The organism is Lactococcus taiwanensis (assembly GCF_014905395.1).
GTDB lineage: Bacteria > Bacillota > Bacilli > Lactobacillales > Streptococcaceae > Lactococcus > Lactococcus taiwanensis.
This window is the reverse complement of record NZ_BNDT01000003.1, coordinates 131113-152433: the sequence shown is the minus strand read 5'-3', so window position 1 is coordinate 152433 and position 21321 is coordinate 131113. Positions and strand designations below refer to the sequence as shown.

General features: G+C 39.6%; 19 protein-coding genes and 2 pseudogenes. 3 read left to right on the top strand and 18 right to left on the bottom strand.

Annotated elements, in window-relative coordinates; all coding sequences use genetic code 11:
- Window positions 1-16 precede the first annotated feature (16 nt).
- Complete coding sequence (locus JKP71_RS04830; RefSeq protein ID WP_200407336.1) at window positions 17-1105, top strand: GntR family transcriptional regulator; 1089 nt, start codon at window positions 17-19, stop codon at window positions 1103-1105.
- A gap of 267 nt (window positions 1106-1372) precedes the next feature.
- Here JKP71_RS04830 and purK read toward each other — a convergent pair whose 3' ends face one another.
- From purK to purD, 3 genes are read right to left on the bottom strand one after another with little or no spacing between them, the layout of a single operon-like run.
- A complete protein-coding gene (gene purK, locus JKP71_RS04825) occupies window positions 1373-2479 on the bottom strand; it encodes a 5-(carboxyamino)imidazole ribonucleotide synthase (protein ID WP_200407222.1) in 1107 nt (368 codons plus the stop codon).
- Window positions 2480-2507: 28 nt separating this feature from the next.
- The gene (gene purE / locus JKP71_RS04820) at window positions 2508-2993 is read right to left on the bottom strand and encodes a 5-(carboxyamino)imidazole ribonucleotide mutase (protein ID WP_200407221.1); all 486 of its coding nucleotides are present in this window, start codon (window positions 2991-2993) and stop codon (window positions 2508-2510) included.
- A 16-nt stretch (window positions 2994-3009) separates the two neighbouring features.
- A complete protein-coding gene (gene purD, locus JKP71_RS04815; RefSeq protein ID WP_200407220.1) occupies window positions 3010-4251 on the bottom strand; it encodes a phosphoribosylamine--glycine ligase in 1242 nt (413 codons plus the stop codon).
- Window positions 4252-4465: 214 nt separating this feature from the next.
- Between purD and JKP71_RS04810 the strand changes: the two genes are divergently transcribed.
- Complete coding sequence (locus tag JKP71_RS04810) at window positions 4466-4960, top strand: hypothetical protein (protein ID WP_075525497.1); 495 nt, start codon at window positions 4466-4468, stop codon at window positions 4958-4960.
- 30 nt (window positions 4961-4990) lie between these two features.
- Here JKP71_RS04810 and JKP71_RS04805 read toward each other — a convergent pair whose 3' ends face one another.
- The 3 genes from JKP71_RS04805 to hpt form a co-directional block, all read right to left on the bottom strand.
- Window positions 4991-5686, bottom strand: a complete 696-nt coding sequence (locus JKP71_RS04805) for a YjjG family noncanonical pyrimidine nucleotidase (protein WP_075525496.1) — start codon at window positions 5684-5686, stop codon at window positions 4991-4993.
- 107 nt (window positions 5687-5793) lie between these two features.
- Window positions 5794-7350, bottom strand: a complete 1557-nt coding sequence (purH, locus tag JKP71_RS04800; protein ID WP_200407219.1) for a bifunctional phosphoribosylaminoimidazolecarboxamide formyltransferase/IMP cyclohydrolase — start codon at window positions 7348-7350, stop codon at window positions 5794-5796.
- Window positions 7351-7545: 195 nt separating this feature from the next.
- A complete protein-coding gene (hpt, locus tag JKP71_RS04795; protein ID WP_075525494.1) occupies window positions 7546-8088 on the bottom strand; it encodes a hypoxanthine phosphoribosyltransferase in 543 nt (180 codons plus the stop codon).
- Between the two features lie 185 nt (window positions 8089-8273).
- On the opposite strand from hpt, the gene JKP71_RS04790 reads away from it, so the two are divergent.
- Window positions 8274-8978, top strand: coding sequence for an MBL fold metallo-hydrolase (locus JKP71_RS04790; protein WP_200407218.1), 705 nt, complete (start codon window positions 8274-8276; stop codon window positions 8976-8978).
- 35 nt (window positions 8979-9013) lie between these two features.
- Here the strand turns inward: JKP71_RS04790 and purN are convergent, their stop codons facing one another.
- From purN to JKP71_RS04730, 12 genes and pseudogenes are all read right to left on the bottom strand, one after another.
- Window positions 9014-9562: a phosphoribosylglycinamide formyltransferase gene (purN, locus tag JKP71_RS04785; RefSeq protein WP_200407217.1), complete on the bottom strand. Its 549-nt coding sequence runs from the start codon at window positions 9560-9562 to the stop codon at window positions 9014-9016.
- Window positions 9559-10578: a phosphoribosylformylglycinamidine cyclo-ligase gene (gene purM, locus JKP71_RS04780; RefSeq protein ID WP_200407216.1), complete on the bottom strand. Its 1020-nt coding sequence runs from the start codon at window positions 10576-10578 to the stop codon at window positions 9559-9561. The genes purN and purM overlap by 4 nt, the downstream gene beginning before the upstream one ends.
- A 339-nt stretch (window positions 10579-10917) precedes the next feature.
- Window positions 10918-11187 carry a hypothetical protein gene (locus JKP71_RS09650; RefSeq protein ID WP_373298612.1) on the bottom strand — a complete coding sequence of 90 codons (270 nt, stop codon included), beginning with the start codon at window positions 11185-11187 and terminating at the stop codon, window positions 10918-10920.
- A complete protein-coding gene (locus tag JKP71_RS04770; protein ID WP_200407215.1) occupies window positions 11187-11933 on the bottom strand; it encodes a hypothetical protein in 747 nt (248 codons plus the stop codon). Before JKP71_RS04770 ends, JKP71_RS09650 begins: the two co-directional genes overlap by 1 nt.
- Before the next feature lie 34 nt (window positions 11934-11967).
- Window positions 11968-12112 (bottom strand): annotated as a pseudogene (locus tag JKP71_RS04765) (abortive infection family protein); the annotation flags it as partial.
- A gap of 112 nt (window positions 12113-12224) precedes the next feature.
- Window positions 12225-12527 carry a type II toxin-antitoxin system PemK/MazF family toxin gene (locus JKP71_RS04760; protein WP_267905516.1) on the bottom strand — a complete coding sequence of 101 codons (303 nt, stop codon included), beginning with the start codon at window positions 12525-12527 and terminating at the stop codon, window positions 12225-12227.
- Between the two features lie 88 nt (window positions 12528-12615).
- On the bottom strand, window positions 12616-13353 hold the full coding sequence (locus tag JKP71_RS04755) for a hypothetical protein (protein WP_200407213.1): 738 nt from the start codon (window positions 13351-13353) through the stop codon (window positions 12616-12618).
- 110 nt (window positions 13354-13463) lie between these two features.
- Window positions 13464-14645, bottom strand: coding sequence for a restriction endonuclease subunit S (locus JKP71_RS04750; RefSeq protein ID WP_200407212.1), 1182 nt, complete (start codon window positions 14643-14645; stop codon window positions 13464-13466).
- Window positions 14597-16538 (bottom strand): annotated as a pseudogene (locus JKP71_RS04745) (HsdM family class I SAM-dependent methyltransferase). The gene JKP71_RS04750 and the pseudogene JKP71_RS04745 overlap by 49 nt, the downstream one beginning before the upstream one ends.
- A gap of 58 nt (window positions 16539-16596) precedes the next feature.
- Window positions 16597-17793, bottom strand: coding sequence for an ATP-binding protein (locus tag JKP71_RS04740; RefSeq protein ID WP_200407211.1), 1197 nt, complete (start codon window positions 17791-17793; stop codon window positions 16597-16599).
- 138 nt (window positions 17794-17931) lie between these two features.
- Entirely contained in the window at window positions 17932-20535 is a 2604-nt protein-coding gene (gene clpB / locus JKP71_RS04735; protein ID WP_200407210.1) for an ATP-dependent chaperone ClpB, read from the bottom strand.
- Between the two features lie 156 nt (window positions 20536-20691).
- A complete protein-coding gene (locus JKP71_RS04730) occupies window positions 20692-21315 on the bottom strand; it encodes an NAD-dependent epimerase/dehydratase family protein (RefSeq protein ID WP_200407209.1) in 624 nt (207 codons plus the stop codon).
- Between the last annotated feature and the right edge of the window lie 6 nt (window positions 21316-21321).

The window sequence follows — 21321 nt, the reverse complement described above, 5'->3', positions numbered from 1 at the left end:
GAAGCCTAAGTATCAAATTATTGCTGATGATTTACGCGATAAAATAATTTCAAATCAGTATATTGTTGGAGGAGTAATTCCTACTGAGTTACAACTTCAAGAAACATATCACGCAAGTCGCTACACTGTAAGGCAGGCTATTTCAGTGCTGGTCACAGAAGGTTACCTTCGAAAAGAAAAAGGATCCGGGACTTACGTCAACGAGTTTCCATTGACCACAAACGAGAACAAACCCAAGAAGACTATCGGTGTTATCACTACATATATCTCCGACTACATTTTCCCAACAATCATCCGTGGCATAGAAAAGGAATTGAAAGCTGATGGCTATTCCTTACTCCTTTCAAGCACAAACAACGACTATACACAAGAAAAAGAATGTCTCGAACGGATGATTGATTTCGGGGTAGATGGGCTCATCGTGGAACCAACCAAAAGCAACCAATATAATCCTAACTTAACGACTTATGTAACGCTTCGCGAGCATCATATTCCGATTGTAATGATCAATGCTACCTATGAAGAACTCAATACGCCTACAATCCATGTGGATGATGTGGAGACTGGGTATCTTGGTACAAAAGAACTTATCGAGCATCATCACAAGAATCTTCTTTTAATTACTAAAATCGATGATTTACAAGGTAAATACCGCATGAAGGGTTTCATCAAAGCTTGCGAAGATCATAACATCACCATCTCATCAAATTCTATTTTGACTTATACCACCGAAACTGAAATTGACATTTATGATCAAGTTGTAACACATCTTCAAAAATTTACTGAAATTACAGGTATTTTGTGCTATAACGACAAAATAGCTAAAACCTTAATAGGGAACTTGTCAAACCTAGGCTATAAGATACCTGATGACTATTCAATCGTAGGAAATGACGACTCAGTACTCAGTGAAATGGGAGAAGTTAGTCTAACGACTACTGTTCATCCTAAAGAGGAAATGGGTGTAGATGCTGCAAATTGGATTGTTAATACCATTAAAAAAGGTACTTTTGAAAAAGACATCATTTACCCTCCTAAATTAATTCGGAGAGGGTCAGTCAGAGACTTAGGAGAGACTAATGTCACTCAAGACAAAAATAGTTAAGTGTTACTTCCTGCTTTTAAATTAATGAAGAAAAAAACTGATTAATAAGTAATGAAGAAAAGGTTTTGATATCCTTCGCTATTATTTTGAAAAGCATTTTGAGGTGGTACCCATCGGGTTTTAAGCACCTCTTAGCTTCACAAGATAATGATACCGTTTTCTAGTTTTTCTATCTTGACAAATCGTCTCATTTCTCGGTGGAAACGTTGTCATTTTACTACAAAAGTTGACAAACAAAAAAAGCACTTGAAACTTATCAAGTGCTTTTTATTGATGCCATATTGCAGTCTGTTTAATCTGCTCAAGCGTTGTATCAAAATTTTCTGTGAGGATAGTCAAATGGCCCATTTTGCGATTATGTTTTGCTTCTGGTTTGCCGTAATCATGTTGATGCCAATCAGGATGTGTCATTTTAAGTTTTTCTGCACCCTCACAGTGTTGACCTAGAACATTAAGCATCACTGCTGGACTAAGGAGTTGAGGTTGAGGCAGTGGTTCACCTAAAATTCCTTTAATATGCAAATCAAATTGACTAAAATCGCAAGCTTCTATGGTGTAATGTCCACTATTATGAGGACGCGGCGCCAATTCGTTGACATAAAGCTCTCCTTCTTTAGTCAAAAATAACTCTACACAGAGCGTGCCCGCCAATTTTAACTTTCGGGCAATTGAAAGTGCCCTATCCTGCGCAGCTTGTAAGACAGCTTGTGAAACACGGGCAGGTGCGATGGTCCGATGTAAGATATTTTCATGATGCTCATTTTCAGCAAGTGGGAAAATAACAAATTCCTTCCCATTTCCACTGATAATGACCGAAATTTCACGTTCAAACTCGATAAAATCTTCCAAAACACACTCTGACAGCTCGGTCAGAGTTTTTGCTGCGGTTAAATCTTCATCCTGCTTTAAAACGACCTGACCATGGCCGTCATAACCCCCTGTTGTCGTCTTGAGAACTTGTTTTTTTAGGACTTGCTGTGGAAGGTCTGAGAAATCTTGAATCAACTGCCACGGCGCCACTTTAACTTTAGCCTCCTCTGTTAAAAATGTTTTTTCCAACTTACGATTTTGAGTGATTTCTAATAGAGGTATTCCTTGAGGAATTTTTACGCAACTTCCAATTTCTTTTAACGCTGGTGCTGAGACATTTTCAAATTCATAAGTTACTACATCACACGCATAAGCGAGCCGTAGTAAACTTTCTACATCCTCATAAGGCGCCACTATCATTTCGTCAGAAACTTTAGAGGCGGAACATTGAGGATTGGGATCCAATGTAATCACTTTGTGTCCCATATATTGGGCCGAAATAGCCATCATTTGTCCCAACTGCCCCCCTCCGATGATTCCGATGGTTTTAAATTTATTTTTCATCTCTCGCACTATCCCTTCCTTATTTCTTCTAAACAAGTTCTACTTCAGAGGCTTTCACCATTTTTTCAGCTTCTTGTCGATAGTGAATGATTAAATCATGCAAATGCTCATTTGCCAGAGCCAAAGTCTGCACAGCAAAGAGGCCCGCATTTTTAGCACCCGCTTCCCCTATTGCCATTGTTGCTACTGGGATTCCGCCAGGCATTTGGACGATAGAGTAGAGAGAGTCGAGGCCAGATAAAGCACGAGATTTTACAGGAACACCAATTACAGGCAAGGTAGTCTGAGCTGCAACCATACCGGGAAGGTGGGCGGCTCCTCCCGCACCAGCGATGATTATTTTATAACCTTTATCCCGCGCAGAGGTGGCAAAATCTGCCATCAGCTCAGGTGTGCGATGAGCTGACACCACACGCTTATCATAACTTACCTCAAACTCATCTAAGATCTGAGCGGCAGCTTTCATCGTTTGCCAATCAGAACTTGATCCCATAATTAATGCAACATCTGCCATTTCTTTTCTCCTTTACTTAGGGTTGGACAGCTCTTGAACCAATATCATGGCGATAAAATAAGCCATCTGTCTTTACTTCTGCTAACTTTTCATAGAGTGCCTTTTGGACTTGAGCCATTTCTTGTCCCGTTTCAGAAAGGAGATAAACACGTCCTCCGGAAGAGACCAATTTCCCTTCTTCATCCGTCACCCCTGCATAATACACTTCCCATTCCTTTGGAAAATGGGGAAGAACAATTCCCTGTTGACTGTGGGAAGGATAGCCCTGTGCTGCAACAACTACTCCTACTGTTACTCCTGTCTCTTGCCAGACTAAATCAGGTTGTCTTCCTTCTAAAATATCAATAAGTACCATGGCAAAATCACTTTTCAGTCGTGGCAGTACTACTTGTGTCTCTGGATCGCCAAAACGAGCATTAAACTCTATCGTTTTCACACCATCCTTGGTTAAAATAAGACCTGCATAAAGAATGCCTGTAAAGGACTTCCCTTCATTTATTAAGCCTGCTACCGTTGGCTTAACAACTTTCTCTAAGGCCTCTTGGACAACGGCATCTGAAAGGTGGGCTACAGGGCAGTAAGCACCCATTCCCCCTGTATTAGGACCTTGGTCATTGTCAAATGCTCGCTTATGGTCTTGGGCAAGTGGCATAGGGTAAATCTGCCCCTCATGCACAAAACTGAACAAGGAGAATTCTTCCCCTTCTAAAAACTCTTCAATCACTACACGACTATTTGGTAAGCTAAAGATATCCTCTAATGCTTTTAGCGCCGTTACTTCATCAAAGGCAACTGTCACTCCTTTGCCTGCAGCTAATCCATCAGCCTTGATGACAATCGGAACGCCTTGTCTTTTTAAATATGCTTTAGCAGTATTTAGATCAGTAAAACTCTGATAGCTCGCAGTAGGTACTTTATATTTGGTCATGATTGCTTTTGCAAAAGCCTTTGAGCCTTCAAGCTCAGCAGCAGCCCTTTTCGGTCCAAAGATACGAAGTTTTGCATTTTCAAATGCGTCCACTACGCCATTGACCAGTGCTGTTTCAGGACCAACAAAGGTCAGTTCAATGTTTTGTTTTAGAGCAAAATCAACTAGTTCATTGTTTGATAGTTCGGAAATAGCTACCGTCTTTATACCATCTAAGAGCATCCCAGGATTGCCTGGTGCTACAAACACTTCCCTCACATGTGGACTATCCAGAAACTTCTTTGCAATCGCATGTTCTCGGCCTCCAGAGCCAATCACTAAAACTTTCATTTTCTCTCCGATACAGTTTGTCTTTTCTTTTCTCTTCACTTTCTATCTTAAAATAATTTAATAAAAAGAAAAAGCAATAACACAAGCTTCACTCTCTAAGCTCGTCGAATGTTCGGTTTTTACATTTTTTCATTGCTTAAGTTTTAGTCAAGTCCAGCTTAAGCTCTTTAAAAGAAAACTTTAATAAAATGAAAGGGTCTTGAAAGGAGATGAAATGGATAACAACTATAATGGACGAAACCAGCGTAAAAAACGAACCAACGCCCTTATCATTGTCATTGTTGTGACTGCACTTATTTTTGGAGCGGGTGGATTTGCTGGCGGTTTCTTTGTCGGGCAAAATCATGGTAAAAACAATGTTGCGGCCAATCCACAAAAAGGTGGCATGAGTCCTGGAGGCATGCAAAATGGTACCATGGGGACTGTTACGGCAGTAAGTGATTCATCAATCACTATTTCAACAAACGATGGTTCCTCAAAAACTTATTCTATCTCAAGTAGTACAAAAGTTGAGGAAGGACAAATGGGTGGTCCCGGGGATCAAGCAAGTAGTTCATCAAGCAGCGCGTCAAGCTCTAGCAAATCGATAAGTGATATCACAACAGGCTCAAATGTAGCCATTAGTACCTCAAGTTCTTCTTCTAGTGAAGCAGAAACAATCTCGATCATGCCAGCAGGTGGCGCACAAAACACAAATGCTAGCTCATAAAGAAAAAACTGTCAGTTATTGACAGTTTTTTTATAAGCCTTTTTGCATCAATCTAGGGATTTCTAAAAGATCCGCAATTTGTAAGTCTGGTACGGCTTGACCAGTGACCTCGAGGTGTTTAGGGTTATACCAAATGGTCTTGATCCCCGCATTTTTTCCCCCTAAAATATCAGTGGTAAGGGAGTCGCCAATAATAGCAAATTGTTTTTGGTCTGCCGCTTCCACTTGGCTAAAGACGTGATCAAAGAAGGCAAGTGAAGGCTTATGATGCCCCACCTCTTCACTGATAAAAATCTCACGGAAATACTCGGCAATCCCTGATTCAAAGATACGCGGACGTGAAACACGTGATGTTCCATTACTCACGACATACATCTCTGTAGCTTGCTTTGAGAGCTCATCCATCAATTCGTGGGCATGTGTCATCAATTCATGCCCTTCTGAGAGGTAGGTTTGATATTCATCATCAACAGCTGTTGGGTTGTAGGACTCTGTCACTTTTAGTGCCTTAAACGCTCGGTCAAAACGTGTTTGGAGCAGTTCTTCACGGCTTATTTCACCGGCTTCGTGGCGGCGCCATAGTGCTTTATTTTCTCGTGAATAGAGTGCCCGATTTTCAGCATTATCTGTAATATTATAACGAGCAAAGATTTTCCCCAAGGCGTCGAATTCTGCCTTATCAAAATCAAGCAGGGTATTATCAATATCAAAAAGTAGTACGGTCATTTGTTTTTCCTTTTCTCAACGTATTTTTTACATTATAGCAAAAAAGCGCTTAAAAAGCGGTTTCAACCTCCGACTTTTTAGACGCTGTTGCATCATCCCTTTTTTGATCAGTGTCTGAAGTGACGAACGCCAGTAAAGACCATAGCAATACCATATTTATCGCATGCTTCAATCACTTCTTGATCACGTACAGAGCCTCCAGGCTGTACAATGGCTTTAATCCCTGCTTTAGCAATCTCATCGATGTTATCGGCAAAGGGGAAGAAAGCATCAGATGCAAGGACACTATTTTCCTGTAAAGCTGGTGCCTTTTGAGCGGCTGCCTCAAGCGCAATCTTCACTGCACCGACACGATTTGTTTGTCCAGGTCCTACACCTAACGTTTGATGAGCGTTGGTCACAATAATCCCATTTGATTTGACAAATTTTACAGCTTTCCAAGCAAATTGGAGGGCAAGTAACTGTTGGTCGGTAGGTTTAAGCTGGGTCGGAAATGTCCATTGGCTAGCTTCTTCTTCAATAACGTCTTGATTTTGACTCAAAAGCCCTCCTAGAACTCCCGTGACTAAAGCTTCAGCTTTTGACTGCTCTTTTTTTGAAAAATCAACCGTTAAAAGGCGCAGATTTTTCTTTTTCGTCAGAATTTCCAATGCGTCAGAGCTATAACTTGGGGCAATGATAATTTCTAGGAAAATCTTACTCATTTTTTGAGCAGTTTGATGATCAACTGGACGGTTCAAGACCACAATCCCGCCAAAGATCGACACGGGGTCAGCTTCAAAAGCATAATCCCAAGCCTGCTCTAAATTTTCAGCAGTCCCTATGCCACATGGATTCATGTGTTTAAGCGCCACTACAGTGGGTGCTTCAAAATCACGCGCAATTTGTAAAGCGGCATCAGCATCACGAACATTGTTGTAGCTTAGGGCTTTGCCGTGTAATTGTTGACTTCTTGCAATAGAGTAGTCAGTCGGTAGTCCGTTTTCGTAAAAATCCGCTTCTTGTTGTGGATTTTCACCATAACGCATGCCTTGTTTGAGGTCATAGGTGAGCGTCAGTTTCTCTGGTTTTTCGTTATCCAGTGGATATTGCTCTGTCAAATATTGTGCAATAAGGGCATCGTAGCTTGCGGTATGGCGGAAAACTTTAGCCGCTAGTTGCTGACGAAGCTGTAAGCTAGTATCTCCTTGTGTGGTCAGCTCATTCAGAACTTTTTCATAATCGGCAGGATCGCATACGACGGTAACTGCCGCGTGATTTTTAGCGGCCGAGCGTAACATGGAGGGGCCACCGATATCGATCTTTTCGATCATCTCTTCTTGGGTGCCCCCCGCTAAAAGGGTTGCTTTGAAAGGATAGAGGTTCACTACCACTAAATCAATGGGCTGGATATGATGTGCTTCCATCGCTGCACGATGTGCAGGAAGGTCACGACGTCCTAGCAAGCCACCGTGTATAAGGGGGTGCAATGTTTTGACCCGCCCATCCATCATTTCCGGAAAGCCTGTGACCGTATCAATCGAAATGTTCGGGATTTCTGCTTGGTCCAAGGTCGCTTTTGTCCCTCCCGTTGAAATGATTTCCCAGCCTAAAGACTGGAGTTGTTGAGCAAATGCGATAATTCCCTTTTTGTCTGAAACACTGATCAGTGCACGTTTTGACATGATATCCTCCAAGATAAGTTATTTTTGCTGACGGAACCATCAGTAAATATGATGCCCCTTTTGCCGAATGATCAGCTACTGACTGAATGATCAGTACTGTTCCCTTCTCTTTTTATTTTAACTTTATCGTATGGAAATAAAAAGCCTCAGTCGCTAGACCAAGCTTTTTCATCGTTTATTGTTCGGAAATAATGTTTATTCCTTGATTAAGAATTCTTCGTTAAAAATACCAATGTAAGGCAACTGACGGTAACGTTCTGCATAGTCAATCCCGTAACCTACGATAAAGGCATCTGGCACCTCAAAACCAACGTAATCAGCTTCAATCTCTACCTTACGTCCACTTGGTTTGTCTAAAAGTGAGATAATTTTCACGGAATTCGCCCCACGTCCTTGCAATAATTTTTTTAGATAAAGAAGGGTGTTGCCTGTATCAATGATGTCTTCTACAATCAAGATGTCACGTCCATGCGCCACACTTGATAAATCTTTCAATATCCGCACTTCGCCTGAAGAGGAGATGCCATAACCATAGCTCGTCACGTCCATAAAATCTACTTCGGCATCAATGCTCAGCTCTTTGAGCAAGTCCACGGTAAACATGATTGAACCTTTTAAAATCCCTACAACAAGAGGATTTTTTCCTTCATAATCATGCGATACATCCTGCGCCAATTCTTTGACTCGTTGTGCGATTTGTTCTCTGGTAAATAATACTTCTTTTAAATGTGGATGCATTTTTTTCTCCATTTTTTTCACAATATGCTTCCATTGTAGTCCAAAATCCCCAAAAACAAAAGGAGAACTTGCTCTTTTTCCTTCTTTTTAAGAAAGATCGTTCGGAAATATCAGACAATAAACTAATTTTGCCACCTGACGGAGACTTTAGTTTATAATAAAAATAAGATTTAAAGAAAGGGTGTATGCCTATGAAATTAGCGCACAATGTTGAAATGCTTGAGGTCACACTGACTCGCTCAGGTCAGCCAATGACCATTTATCCAACCTTGACTTGGAATGAAGCGCATCTGGTTCTGATTGATACAGGATTACCAGGCGCTGGGTCAGCCATTGCGAGAGCGATTGCTGATGCCGGATTTAAGGTTGAAGACTTAACAGAGATCCTCCTGACCCATCAGGATATTGACCATATCGGTGGAACTCGCGAACTTCTTGCACTAGCACCAGATGCTAAGGTCTATGCTCCTCAGGTCGATGCTCCCTACATTGACGGGGCAAAAGTTCCGACCAAGTTAGCAACTCTCGAAGCCCGCAAAGCCAATCTGACCACGGAGGAGGAGGCCTTCTATCGTATGCTCAAAGAAGGCTTTGCTGTCGCTCAGCTTCCCGTGGATACTCTCCTTAAAGACGGCGATGTTATTGACTTGTGCGGGGGCATTGAGACTGTTTTTACCCCTGGTCACACGCCAGGGCATACAAGCTATTTCTTACGCAGTAGTCAAATCATGGTGGCTGGTGACGCCGCCAATATTGAAGGGCAACGTCTGAAAGGATCAAATCCTCCTATGACTTGGGATATGAAACTTGCGGACGAATCTTTGGATAAACTGAAGGCTTATAAGAGTAGTGGCGTGATCTCCTATCACACGGGCTACCTCAAATACTAAAAAAAATTTACTGACAGAGCTGTCAGTAAATTTTTTTAGTGCTCATCAGCCAGTAATTGCTTGATGACCTGTGGATACAGTTGATATTCGAGCTCATGAATATGTTTTTCATAAGCTGTCAGGCTAGCGGTATAAACAGCTGGGACTTGAGCGATAATCTGCCCCGTATCAACCCCTTCATCCACATAATGAACCGTCACACCAAGTCCGCGTTTTGCAGCGTGTGAATCTTCTATGGCATAAGGAGAGCCCGCAAAATCGGGCAAATAAGAAGGATGAATGTTAATAATCCTCCCCTTATAGGCTTCAAGTAAAGTCGGCCCGATAATTTTCATGTAGCCCGCAAGTACAATCAAATCAATGTGCTGCGCTTCAAGAAGTTTAATGATGGCTTCTTCATAAGCTTGTTTGTGCGGATAAGCTTGGCGCTCAAGACTAACAGCTAAAACATTGCGTTTTTTAGCCCGCTCTAAGACGTAGGCATCATGATGATCAGAAAAAGCCAATTTGACATTGTTCGGAAATTGTTCCGCTATAACTTGAAAGTTTGTTCCATTGCCTGAGGCAAATACAGCAATCCTCATTTAATCAGAACCGCCTTTTCTTTACGTGCCACCATCTCTCCAAGCTCATAAGCACCCAGTTGTGCTTTAATGTCAGCCGCTTCATCTGGCGAAACTGCAAGAATCATCCCAATCCCCATGTTGAAAATCTCATACATTTCTTCATGCTTGATTTCCCCATATTTTTCCAGAGCTTTAAAAATAGGAAGTACGGGCCACGTTCCCTCGTTCACTTCAGCAGCTAAATGTTTGCCAAACATCCGTGGCAAGTTTTCATGAAAACCACCACCTGTAATGTGTGCAATCCCTTTGATTTTCCCTGCTTTAATCAAGGGCAAAAGCTCTTTGACATAGATCTTTGTCGGTGTTAAAAGCGTATCAATCAAAGATTGGTCAAGTTCAGGCAATGACTCATTCATATCAAAATCAGCAAAAACTTTCCGAACCAAAGAGTATCCGTTAGAATGAATCCCAGATGAGGCAAGACCAAGCAAAACATCGCCCGCTTCCACATCTTTTTCACCATCAATTAATTGTGATTTTTCAGCCACACCCACAGCAAAACCAGCTAAATCGTAATCCGTTTCACCATACATATCAGGCATTTCGGCCGTTTCTCCACCAATCAGCGCTGCTCCTGCTTGCAAGCAACCTTCGGCCACACCAGCCACAACTTGTTCCAATTTTTCAGGAATGTTTTTGCCCGTGGCAATATAATCCAAAAAATACAATGGCTCCGCTCCAGCAGCAATAATATCATTGACACACATGGCCACACAATCAATCCCAATCGTATCATGTTTGTTTGCTTGAATGGCTAACATCAACTTCGTTCCCACACCGTCTGTCCCCGAAATCAATACAGGCTCTTTCACATCAAGTACCGATAAATCAAAACTTCCACCAAAACCACCCAGTGCCCCAAGCACACCCAAACGTTCGGTTTTAGCCACATGCTTTTTAATACGAGCCACCACCTCATATCCTGCTTCTACATCTACCCCAGATTTTGCATACGCATTCTCAGACACTGTCATTCTCCAATTTATTGATTTATTTTATTCTACTTCCATGTTAAATGATTTTCAAACATAAAAAAAGTTTCAGCTAAAACAACTGAAACTTTTCACTCTTATTGTTCGGAAATAGATTTGATGTATGTTTAATAAATTATTGATTTTGTTATTGATAATCTTAGTAAATCGTCCACACAAAACACATTATAACCTTAATAATAGTAAGGATAATCAATCAATCTCTTTCATGTAAGTCTCATCAGTCAGTGTAGCGCGCAAGACGTGTCTAATCTCGAATCGGACTGCGCTACATGGCCCATCAGATAGTCGTTCTTATCAACTTTCGACCAGTCCACCACCTTATGGATTTCCTTTTTGAAAATCAAATACAGCCAAATCCTCGTACTGCGACAACTTGTCAACGTTTTGCAGCGACACCTCCAGATAGACAAAAGGCGCAAACAGCGTGTTTCCCTTGGCAATATTAACCGTTCGCATTTTTCCATCAAAATCATAGACATCTTGAAAAAGGAAATGATGAATCTCCTTCGCCCGCTGCTTCGTAACGATTTCCTCCTGCCGCGCCAGCTCGGCGGAGTCGGTGATGTTTAGTTTGTTTTCTAAGACCATTACTTTCCTTCTCCAACACTATCTTCTTCTCCCTCTTCCTGAGTGAAATAGTAATCTGTTTCATAAAGCACAGACAGTATTCTTTTTTTATAGAAATTATAGACACCAAGCGATATATATGCAATTACAGAAGGTAGAGCTAATAGGATAAAAATCCAAAGAGCTGCCCATAAAAGAGATTCTATTGAATTGCTATTCACAAAATCTTTAGCCATTTCAGCCTTCTCCTGAGTAGTTGAGATTGAAACTTGTACATCAAAAATTTTTGAGTATATATTTCCAACTATTCCAGCTGTGAATAGTAAGAGCGTTGTCAAAATTCCAACGAACCACTTAGCCGTATTATCTGCTACAGAGATTGCTTTCTCTAACTCGCAGATAATTTTTTGAACTGTTTCATGCCTAATTCTTTTTCCCGAAAAGGTTACGCTACCTTCTACTATTTCTTGTGCAAAGTCCACCTCTCTTTGTCTTTGGCTTTTTCGCAAATATCTCCCCCATATTAGACAACCTATTCCTAGAAGAATCAATAATATAAACATGAATCCAGCCGAAGAATCCGAAGGATTAAACGAAGTCTTGGACGACAGGATAAACGTTTCCAACCAAAAGCAACCAGCACAAACATAAAGAAGAATTGAACATACATAGTCCCCTAAACTAATTACCTGCTTTTTAGTTCTTTTGCCATTACCTGTTTTATTTTCAGTAACATATTCTTTTATCGAAATATAAAAATTACTCATAATTTTGACTCCTTATTGGAACACATTCTCTTCACTAAAATGGTAAATCATCATCCAAGATTCCAAACATTTTCATAAACAACTTCCTCTTTCGGAAACTTCGCTTGATAAAAATTTGTCAAAAACAAGCCAACCGTTGCACAAACATTAACAACGAAATAAGCATAAAGTGGTTCATCATTAAACACTTATCCGAAAGATATTTCTTGACAATTCTCCAATTATTTAGTATACTATGCATATTAAGTCCTTCGGGATCCGAGGTCGTCACACTTGTGGCGGCCGATTTTTTTATTCTATCAGGCTTATCAGTCGCTTTTTAATCTCATCAAAAGCTGTTTCTGGCATCATTCCCAACTTGCGCTGAAAACGACGTACATCTACAACTCTTACCTGAGCCACGTTAGCGGCTTTTTTCTTTCCTTGAAGTTCGTAAGCAACAAAGTAATCATCATTTTTCAAGGTGGGGGTCAATGGAACTACAAGAGCATTATATTTCCCAAGACGTTTGATAACTAAGGCAGGGCGTTCAAACTGCCCATGCTTTCCATCAATCTCATACCCAACATTCACGCCAAAAGAGCACCACCATATTTGACGTTCCTTGAAATAGAAAAATTTCTTTCTGTCATTGAGATGTTGCTTCTCAACATTCTATTTGTCAAATTCCTTTTTATACATATTACTCCTTCAATGTATTATCTTTTTGAGTGGGTTCATTATTTTTATTTTCATTTTGATTTATCAAATCAATTATTTGTGCTTTTATCACAGGCCCAATTAATTCATAGTTCTCTTTTGTCGCCTCTGGGCTGACAGAAATCCTAATCTGAAATCCAAGCATATCAAGAAATTTCTCATCAGTGTCCTTAACCGTTTGAACGCGTTTCTCTTTAGAAATTGTTTTTTGCAATTCATCATCAGACTCTTTTTCAACGCTCTTACCTTTGATTTCACTCGTATCTTGTTCCGAAACATCTGTAAAATCTGCCATGCTTTCCACAAAAGCATTAGCGATCTTTTTGGCATCACTATGCTTAATATCATACGTGTTTTCGACAAAAGCGGAAATAGTTGATAGTTCTGGTAAATTTTTATTCCCGTACCTTTCCATCAGAGCAGGATACTCTTTAGGATTGAGGATTGCTTCATTCTTATCTTTCTCTATGCTATCCCCAATATGGAGGCGTTTGTAGAGGTCCGTAATATTCACGACTCCACGCCCCTCATTTGCTATCAGCCCGAACTGCCTTGCTGCTGCAATTTTAGCAGGAAATGTCCCCGAATTCGACGCTACATACCCTAAAGTTTTCGCAATCTTCCCAACTTCAGTCGCAGATCTCCCAACTTTTTCTACAATTTCATCAACAAATTCCAAAGATTCCTTGAACGAAAATTTTGGCGGTAATTGCTTAGGCATATTTTTGTCTCCTTTTTAACTTTTCTCTATTATAACACATAAACTAAAAAGACGCAAATAAAAACGAAAAGAGAAAGATAGAACTTTGATTCATCTTTCCCTTTTCGTTTTTATCGTTCTATAATCCCTTTCGTCACTTCAATCCGCTTATCCGCCCACTCAACAACACCTTTAATCACAACTTTCTGCATGGCACTCATCAAATTTGACATAAAATCAAAATCAATTTTTCCGTCAGCGCTGACAGGAAGTGAAATCATCAGTTCGTCAGCGTCAGTGGCATAGAAATTTCGTGAGTAGTCAAACTGTCCTGCATGAGCGGATTTATGGATAGCTGACGTTGTGAATAGTGCTGAAAATTTATCTAATTTTTCAGTATGCACAACTGCTACGTGGTCATCAGCGCCATACTTATAATTCCGATATTTTGCTGAACCAAACATATCAATCGTGACGGTATTTTCAGAGAACACTTGCACATCGTTGCCAATGAAAGCAGAAATTCCCATGTCTGCCTCTCCCGCTGTAACAAAGGGTAAATTTCCGGCAACTCGGTCAGCGCTTTTCAAGCGTCTTCCACGAGTTGCTTTACCAAATAGTGCTTCAAGATTAAATACTTTCCAACTAATAGAACCTGCCCCTAATTTATCAAGGCCGGAGCGCTCTTCGGCACTCAGCGCCACATGATTCAGCCCCGTTGCTTTTAAGTAAGCTTCCAGCGTCTCTACAAATTCGTTCATAAATTCATAAGCGATTTCGCCATTTTTAGTTGGCAACTCTATTTCTGTATTTTTTAAACCAATTTTAGTCGCTTTATTGTTGTATGAAAACTTTTCAATAATGACTTTTTTGATAGCCGCCATCAAATACAGGGCAATCTTCTTATTTAGAAAGTCTGCTTGCAATACGCTAGTTGCTCCGTGACCATCTTTCAAATAAAATGGAGTATCAAGATAAACAATATTTTGATTGTTTGAGTGAATTAAAATCGTTGGCTTGCCGTTCTTGTTATTAAGAAATTCATCTCTAAGATTTCGATATTCTATAATACCGTTATTTATGATAGCCTGCCCATAGAAGGGATATTTCTTCTCATCAGACACACTATACTCATCCAATTTCATTGGGTCAATTTCGGAGATATTCTGTTGCCACTCCAAAACATCCTCAATTCTAAACTCTCGCCAATCCACACCATACTTCTTTTCAAGCTGCGCCAGCTTGCCCTGCATGGATTGGCGATTTATTTTCCCACAAAGTCCTCGCTTTTCAGGATTTGATCCACTTCCCAAGCCAGATAGTCGGCAACCGTCTTTCTGAAATCGTCAAAAGTCGGCTTGGTATCAATCTTCTTGTGCTGGTCAAAGTTCCAGTCAGCGCCTGAGTCCGTGATTTGGTCTTCCAGATAAATCTCGTCCAGATTCCAGTCAGCTTGCAGATTTTTCGCTGCTTTACCCGCTTTGTAAATCTTGAGAATATCCATGTAGCGCTTAGTTGGCGCGTCAATCTCCTGCAAACTGCGTTTCGTCCGCTTATAGCCATCATTTCGGAAATCAATAAATTTCACCGGCACATCAAAATCGTGAGCTGTGCCCACCTTGAAAACATAAATCGAGGTCTGCACACCTGCCATTGGCATGAACAAATCCACTGGCATCTTGATAGAAGCCACCAGCGTGTGCTTCGTCAGCATGAGCTGATTAGTCTTGACTGCCTTACCTGAACCTGCACTATCCTGAATGATAATCGCACCCAGCCCGCCTTTTTGCATCTTGTCCAAACCAAACGCGATAAAAGGCATGCCGTTTTCTTCAAAACTAAAAGGTGGATTTAACAGCAGCCGGTCCGCTTGGAAATTCTGATAGAGATTAGCTGGCGTGTCAAAAGTATTGCCTTTTTGAATGTTGGACGAACCGTCCCCACGCAAAATCATGTTGGTGGCTGCGAGGGTGAACATCTCTGCATTAAGCTCCACGCCTAATAATTGCCGTTCTTTGATTTCTTTGACTTTTTTATTCGCCGCTTCAGAGCCTTTGCGTCCTTTTTCTGCATCATTGATCATTTCTTCCATCGATGCAATCAAGAAACCAGCTGAACCTGTCGCCAAATCCATTACACGTGAGTTTTGATTCACATTCAAGATTTGTGTCATCATTTTTGTCACATAAGGAGGTGTCAAAACGATACCGATTTCTTTTCCATCACCCAATGCGTATTTCAGAAACTCGGAATACATCTCTCCCATGATATCCAGCGTCCCAGCCATACCGTCAATAGACTTATAAATATTTTCATAAATAAAAGTAAAAATTTGCTTGTTAGCGGAAGCCAAGCCATTAATGTATTTCGCTACTTCCTTGTCCAACTTAGTTGGCTTGTCACGGTCAACGTCCTTTGAGATTTCGTTAAAAGACGAAAGCATGAGCTGACGTTTATCTTCTGGAATCTGCTTGAGCTGCAGATAATTCGCCACACGATTAACAACGATTTGTCCATCTCGGTTACCATTTAGAGGTGAACCATTCAAGAAATCGGGTGTAATGCCTAAACTTTCATAGCCATTTTGATTCAAGTCTTGCATCGCAAGTAACATGCCTGACACATAAAGCACGCGCTACGGTGCCGTGATATTGTGATTGTGCATCAGCTTATTGAGTTTACCCGCATAAGTCTGCAACTTGGCTTGACTATCAATTAAAATCTGATGTTTTTCTTCTTCGGAAAGCACAGCTTCTTTGTAAAACTCAGCAAAAGTTTTCTTATTTTCCAAAAAGTCAAAGCTCTTATAGTCATCCATTGCTTTCTGTGAATCTGGCCCAGAACCAAATACATAGTAAACTTTTAAGGTAACATTCTCTTCATTATCTCCTGCGACACCAATCGCTACAACTTCTTTGTAACCACCAGATGAAATCATGTTTCGCGCATAATAAAGCGCACCGTTGACCGCAAAATTTTTGACAGAATCATCATCGTTTTTGATACCCTCTTTGGTTTGCGCAATAAGTTTTTTTAAGATTTACTTTATCCTCAATAACTACAGGGATTTCATATCCTTCGATATGAAAATCTGGCTTTCCAAAATTCGTTTTATTAGCTGTTTTTGCTGACCCTTTTAGAGAACGCTTCATATACTCACTAAAATTGGACTCATCTCGGAAATCTTTATTAAAGACAAGTCCAATATTCTCAAGCTGTCCTTTAACCCAGTAATTGACTACTGTTTCTAATTTCCAGTTTCCATTATTTCTCTACTCCTAAAAGCCAGTCGAGGGCATTCATTTTTATAATTCCATTATAATTCGCATTTTTATTGATAGTATCAAGGGTTAGAAGATACTTAGGATAAGAATCATCAATCATCTCTAAACTCCTCAATTCTCTCTCTAACACTTTTTCATCAAGCGTTTGTAGTGCAACTTGAAAATAAGTTGGATTGGCATGACTATCTATGCAAACAAAATCGACTTCATATTTATTGTTTTTTCCCACATACACATGATAATAGCGGCGTTTTAGCTCTAAATAAATGATATTTTCTAAAATATGTCCATAGTCCTGCTTAGCATCTGGCAACATCAAGCTGCGAAATCCCATATCAACTAAATAATACTTTTCCAAGCGGCGCAATAAACTCTTTCCTTTAATATCATAACGTGGCGCTTTATAAAGAATTAAACCATTTACCAAAGCATCTACGTACCGCTCTACCGTATTATTTGAGATTGAGATATCTTGTTTTAAGACATTAGCAATTTTATTGATCGAAACTTCTGAACCAATCACTGATGAGAGATAAACCAAAATTCGCTCCAAAACATCCTGATCTGTAATGCCATAACGTGTGATGATGTCTTTTAAAACAATGTCATTATATGCGCCTTGAATATAAATTGCACGGTCATCCGAATTTTCAGTATGGACGAGATAAGGAAAAGACGTCAGAATATATTTTTCATAAGCTTCTTCTGGACGGAGATAGCTATATTCTGAGTAGAACTCCTTGAAAGACAAAGGTAAAATTTTCAATTCAAGATAACGACCTGTAAGCAACGTCGCAAGCTCTCCACTCATAAAATAAGCGTTAGAACCTGTAATATAGATATCTAATTTCTCTTGAAGATTTAAACTGTTAACGACTTCTTCAAACTTTTTGACATTCTGAACTTCGTCCAAAAAAATATAATAATTTTGATTTTTAGGGGTTAGTTTCAAGATATACTCATTGAGTTTTAAAAAATCACGAAGTTCAATATATCGTAAATCTTCAAAATTCAGATGAATAATTTGCTCATCTGATATTCCATCTTTACGCAATTTTTCCTTCATCAATTCAAAAAGTGATGATTTCCCACTTCGACGAACTCCTGATATCACCTTTACCAATCCGTTATTTTTGTTTCTAATAAGCCAGTCTAAATATCTTTCACGTTGAATCATTATTTTCACCTCACTGATATTTTATAACTATTATATCATAAATTTTCAACAAGATGAAGATATATTTTATTTTCGGTAATAATTTTCAGCTAACTGAAAATAAAAAAACCGCCAGCTACAGCTAACGGTTTAATTTATTTATTCAGCAATTGTTTGAATATCAAAGTCAATCTTATCATCGACAAGCGTTACAATAACTTTTGATTTTGGTGGAATTTTTCCGCCAATAATCAGCTTAGCTAATGGGTTTTCGATGACTTTTGTCAAATAACGTTTGAGTGGACGTGCACCATACGCAGGTTCATAAGCATTTTCCGCAATCCAAACTTTTACTTCTTCACTCAATTCAAGTTGAACGTCCATTTCTTCAAGACGATGTGAGAGTTGACTAGTCATTTTGACGATAATATTCTTGATATCTTCAAGTGCTAATGGTTTGAAAAGAATGGTATCATCAATCCGGTTTAAAAATTCTGGTTTGAAATGTGCCCGAAGTTGAGCCATCACGTTTTCCGTTGTTTCTTCCGAAATTTCACCATTTTCTCCAACATTATCCAGCAAATATTGCGAACCAACATTTGAAGTCATAATCAACACGGTGTTCTTAAAGTCAACGAGAACACCTTTAGAGTCAGTTAAACGACCGTCATCCAAAACTTGCAACAAGATATTGAAGACATCTGGATGTGCTTTTTCGATTTCATCAAGCAAGATGATGGTATAAGGATTACGACGAACAGCTTCAGTCAATTGGCCGCCTTCATCATAACCGACATATCCTGGAGGTGCTCCGACTAAACGAGAAACTGAGTGTTTTTCCATATATTCACTCATGTCAATCCGAACCATATGCTCTTCTGAGTCAAAGAGATTTTCAGCCAAAGCTTTCGCAAGTTCGGTCTTACCTACCCCAGTTGGCCCGAGGAAGAGGAAGGAGCCAAGTGGACGGTTAGGGTCTTGAATGCCTGCACGCGCACGGATAATGGCATCAGATACGGCTTCAACAGCTTCATCTTGTCCGACAACCCTTTGATGCAGTGTTTCTGGTAAGTGAAGCAATTTTTCACGTTCACCTTCAACCAATTTGGTAATTGGAATACCTGTCATGCGTCCAACCACTTCAGCGATTTGTTCTTCAGTGACGGATTCTTGAACTAAGGATAAATCATCTGATTTTGCTTTTTCTTCAATAGCTTTGAGTTCTTTTTCAAGCTCAGGAATTTTACCATAACGAAGGGCTGCTGCTTTTTCTAAGTTTCCTTCATTTTGAGCTTCTTCCAATTCGTGGCGCGCATGTTCTAATTCATTTCGTTTTTCAGAAATATTGCCCACTTCTTTTTTCTCAGCTTCCCATTGCGCTTTGAGTTGATTATTTTCTTCTCGAAGTTCAGCAATTTCACCACGTATAATTTCAAGACGTTTCTTAGAAGCATCATCTCGTTCTTTTTTGAGGGCCGCTTCTTCAATTTCTAATTGCATCAAGCGACGATTAGCTTGGTCAAGTTCAGTTGGGAGTGAATTCATTTCTACACGAATGGTTGCACTGGCTTCATCAACCAAGTCAATGGCTTTATCTGGTAAAAATCGATCCGTAATATAACGATTTGAAAGGGTGGCTGCTGCAACAAGAGCATTATCATGAATGGTCACTCCATGGTGAATTTCAAAACGTTCTTTAAGCCCACGCAAGATTGAAATCGTATCTTCAACAGTAGGTTCAGTAACCAAGACCTTTTGGAAACGACGTTCAAGTGCTTTATCGGTTTCCATGTATTTACGATATTCATCCAAGGTCGTTGCCCCAATCAAATGGAGTTCACCACGTGCAAGCATTGGTTTTAAAAGGTTGCCTGCATCCATTGAACCTTCTGTTTTACCTGCACCAACAATCGTATGCAGTTCATCAATAAAGAGGATAATTTGTCCATCTGATTTTTTCACTTCATTAAGAACTGCTTTGAGTCGTTCTTCAAATTCACCACGATATTTCGCTCCTGCAATCAGAGCACCCATATCAAGTGAAAAGATGGTTTTATCTTTCAGATTTTCCGGAACGTCTTTTCTGACAATCCGTTGTGCCAAACCTTCGACAATGGCTGTTTTACCAACCCCAGGTTCACCAATAAGAACGGGGTTATTTTTTGTTTTACGAGAAAGCACTCGAATGACATCACGAATTTCTTCATCACGTCCAATGACAGGATCTTGTTTACCTGATTTAACTTGAGCAACAAGATCTACCCCATATTTTTCAAGTGCTTTGTATGTTTCTTCTGCATTTTGACTGGTCACTTTATCACCTCCGCGTAATTCTTCAATCGCAGCTTGCGCTTTCGCTTTTGTCAATCCATGATTGACCAAATATTTAGTCAATGGATTTTGCTTGAGCTCAAAGAGGGCAAGGAGAATAATCTCAGTTGATAGGTATTCATCGCCCATTTTTTGCGCAATTTTGTCTGCTTCAGTAAAGACTTGGAACAAATCTGGACTTAGGTTTTGACCATAAGTAATATTTGAACCTTCTACTGAATTAATTTTGTCAATTTCTTTTTCAATTAAATTTGTAAAGTCATCTAGGTCAATCCCTAAATCTTTATAAAAGTTCGCCCCAAAACTATTAGGTTGAACAAAAATTCGCCATAAATGTGGAACTTCAATCACTTGGTGATGACGAACTTGCGCAATTTGTTGCGCTGAACCAAGTGCTTCTTGCATCGTTGTTGTCATTTTTTCGATGTCCATAAAAACACCTCATTTCGATTTCATAGTTCGTAGTGATTATTATCTTTTTCTCACTACATTCTAATTATAACGCATTGGTCAGTATTGGTCAAACTTTTTAACTCGTTTTTTTGACTTATTTTCCGTAAAAAAATTACTGACAGCGTCGTCAGTAATTTATTTCAATCGTTGTGTCAATTCACTTGCTTTTCCTTCGATAATTTTATGAATCTCTTTAGCAAACTGGCTTCTTTTAATTGGACGATAACTTTTTAAGAAAGAAAAAATTGGAATTTTTATGAGTGGTTCCAATAGGCGTGCTGGAAAATAACTGCTTTTTCGTGAAGCATCATAGACAATTCCTGGAAAAACAGAAACAAATCTTGCTTTCAAACGTTTTTGACCATAATCCTCCACTTCTTTTTTAGCTTTCATATAGTCCTTCATAAAAAAAGGACCATCATTTGCTGAAATAAAAAGACATTGATTTTTTGAGTTAATTATTGTATCAATAATTATTTTTGCTGGTTGAATACTATTTTTTTCATAAGTTGTTCCCTTTGATTTACTCGGAAATAGAATTCCTACCGCATCAATCACCCAATCTGATTTTTGTAAAAGTTCTTGCCACTCCCCAGTTTCAGTTAGATTAGCAGCATGGTAAATGACTGGCTCAGCGAGATGAGCTTTAGATTTACCATTTCTTGATAAGCTGTGTAATTCATAATCTGCAACTTGAGCAAGCTCTTTGAAAATACCTTGACCAACTAGTCCAGTTCCTCCAACTATTGTAATAATCATTTGCTC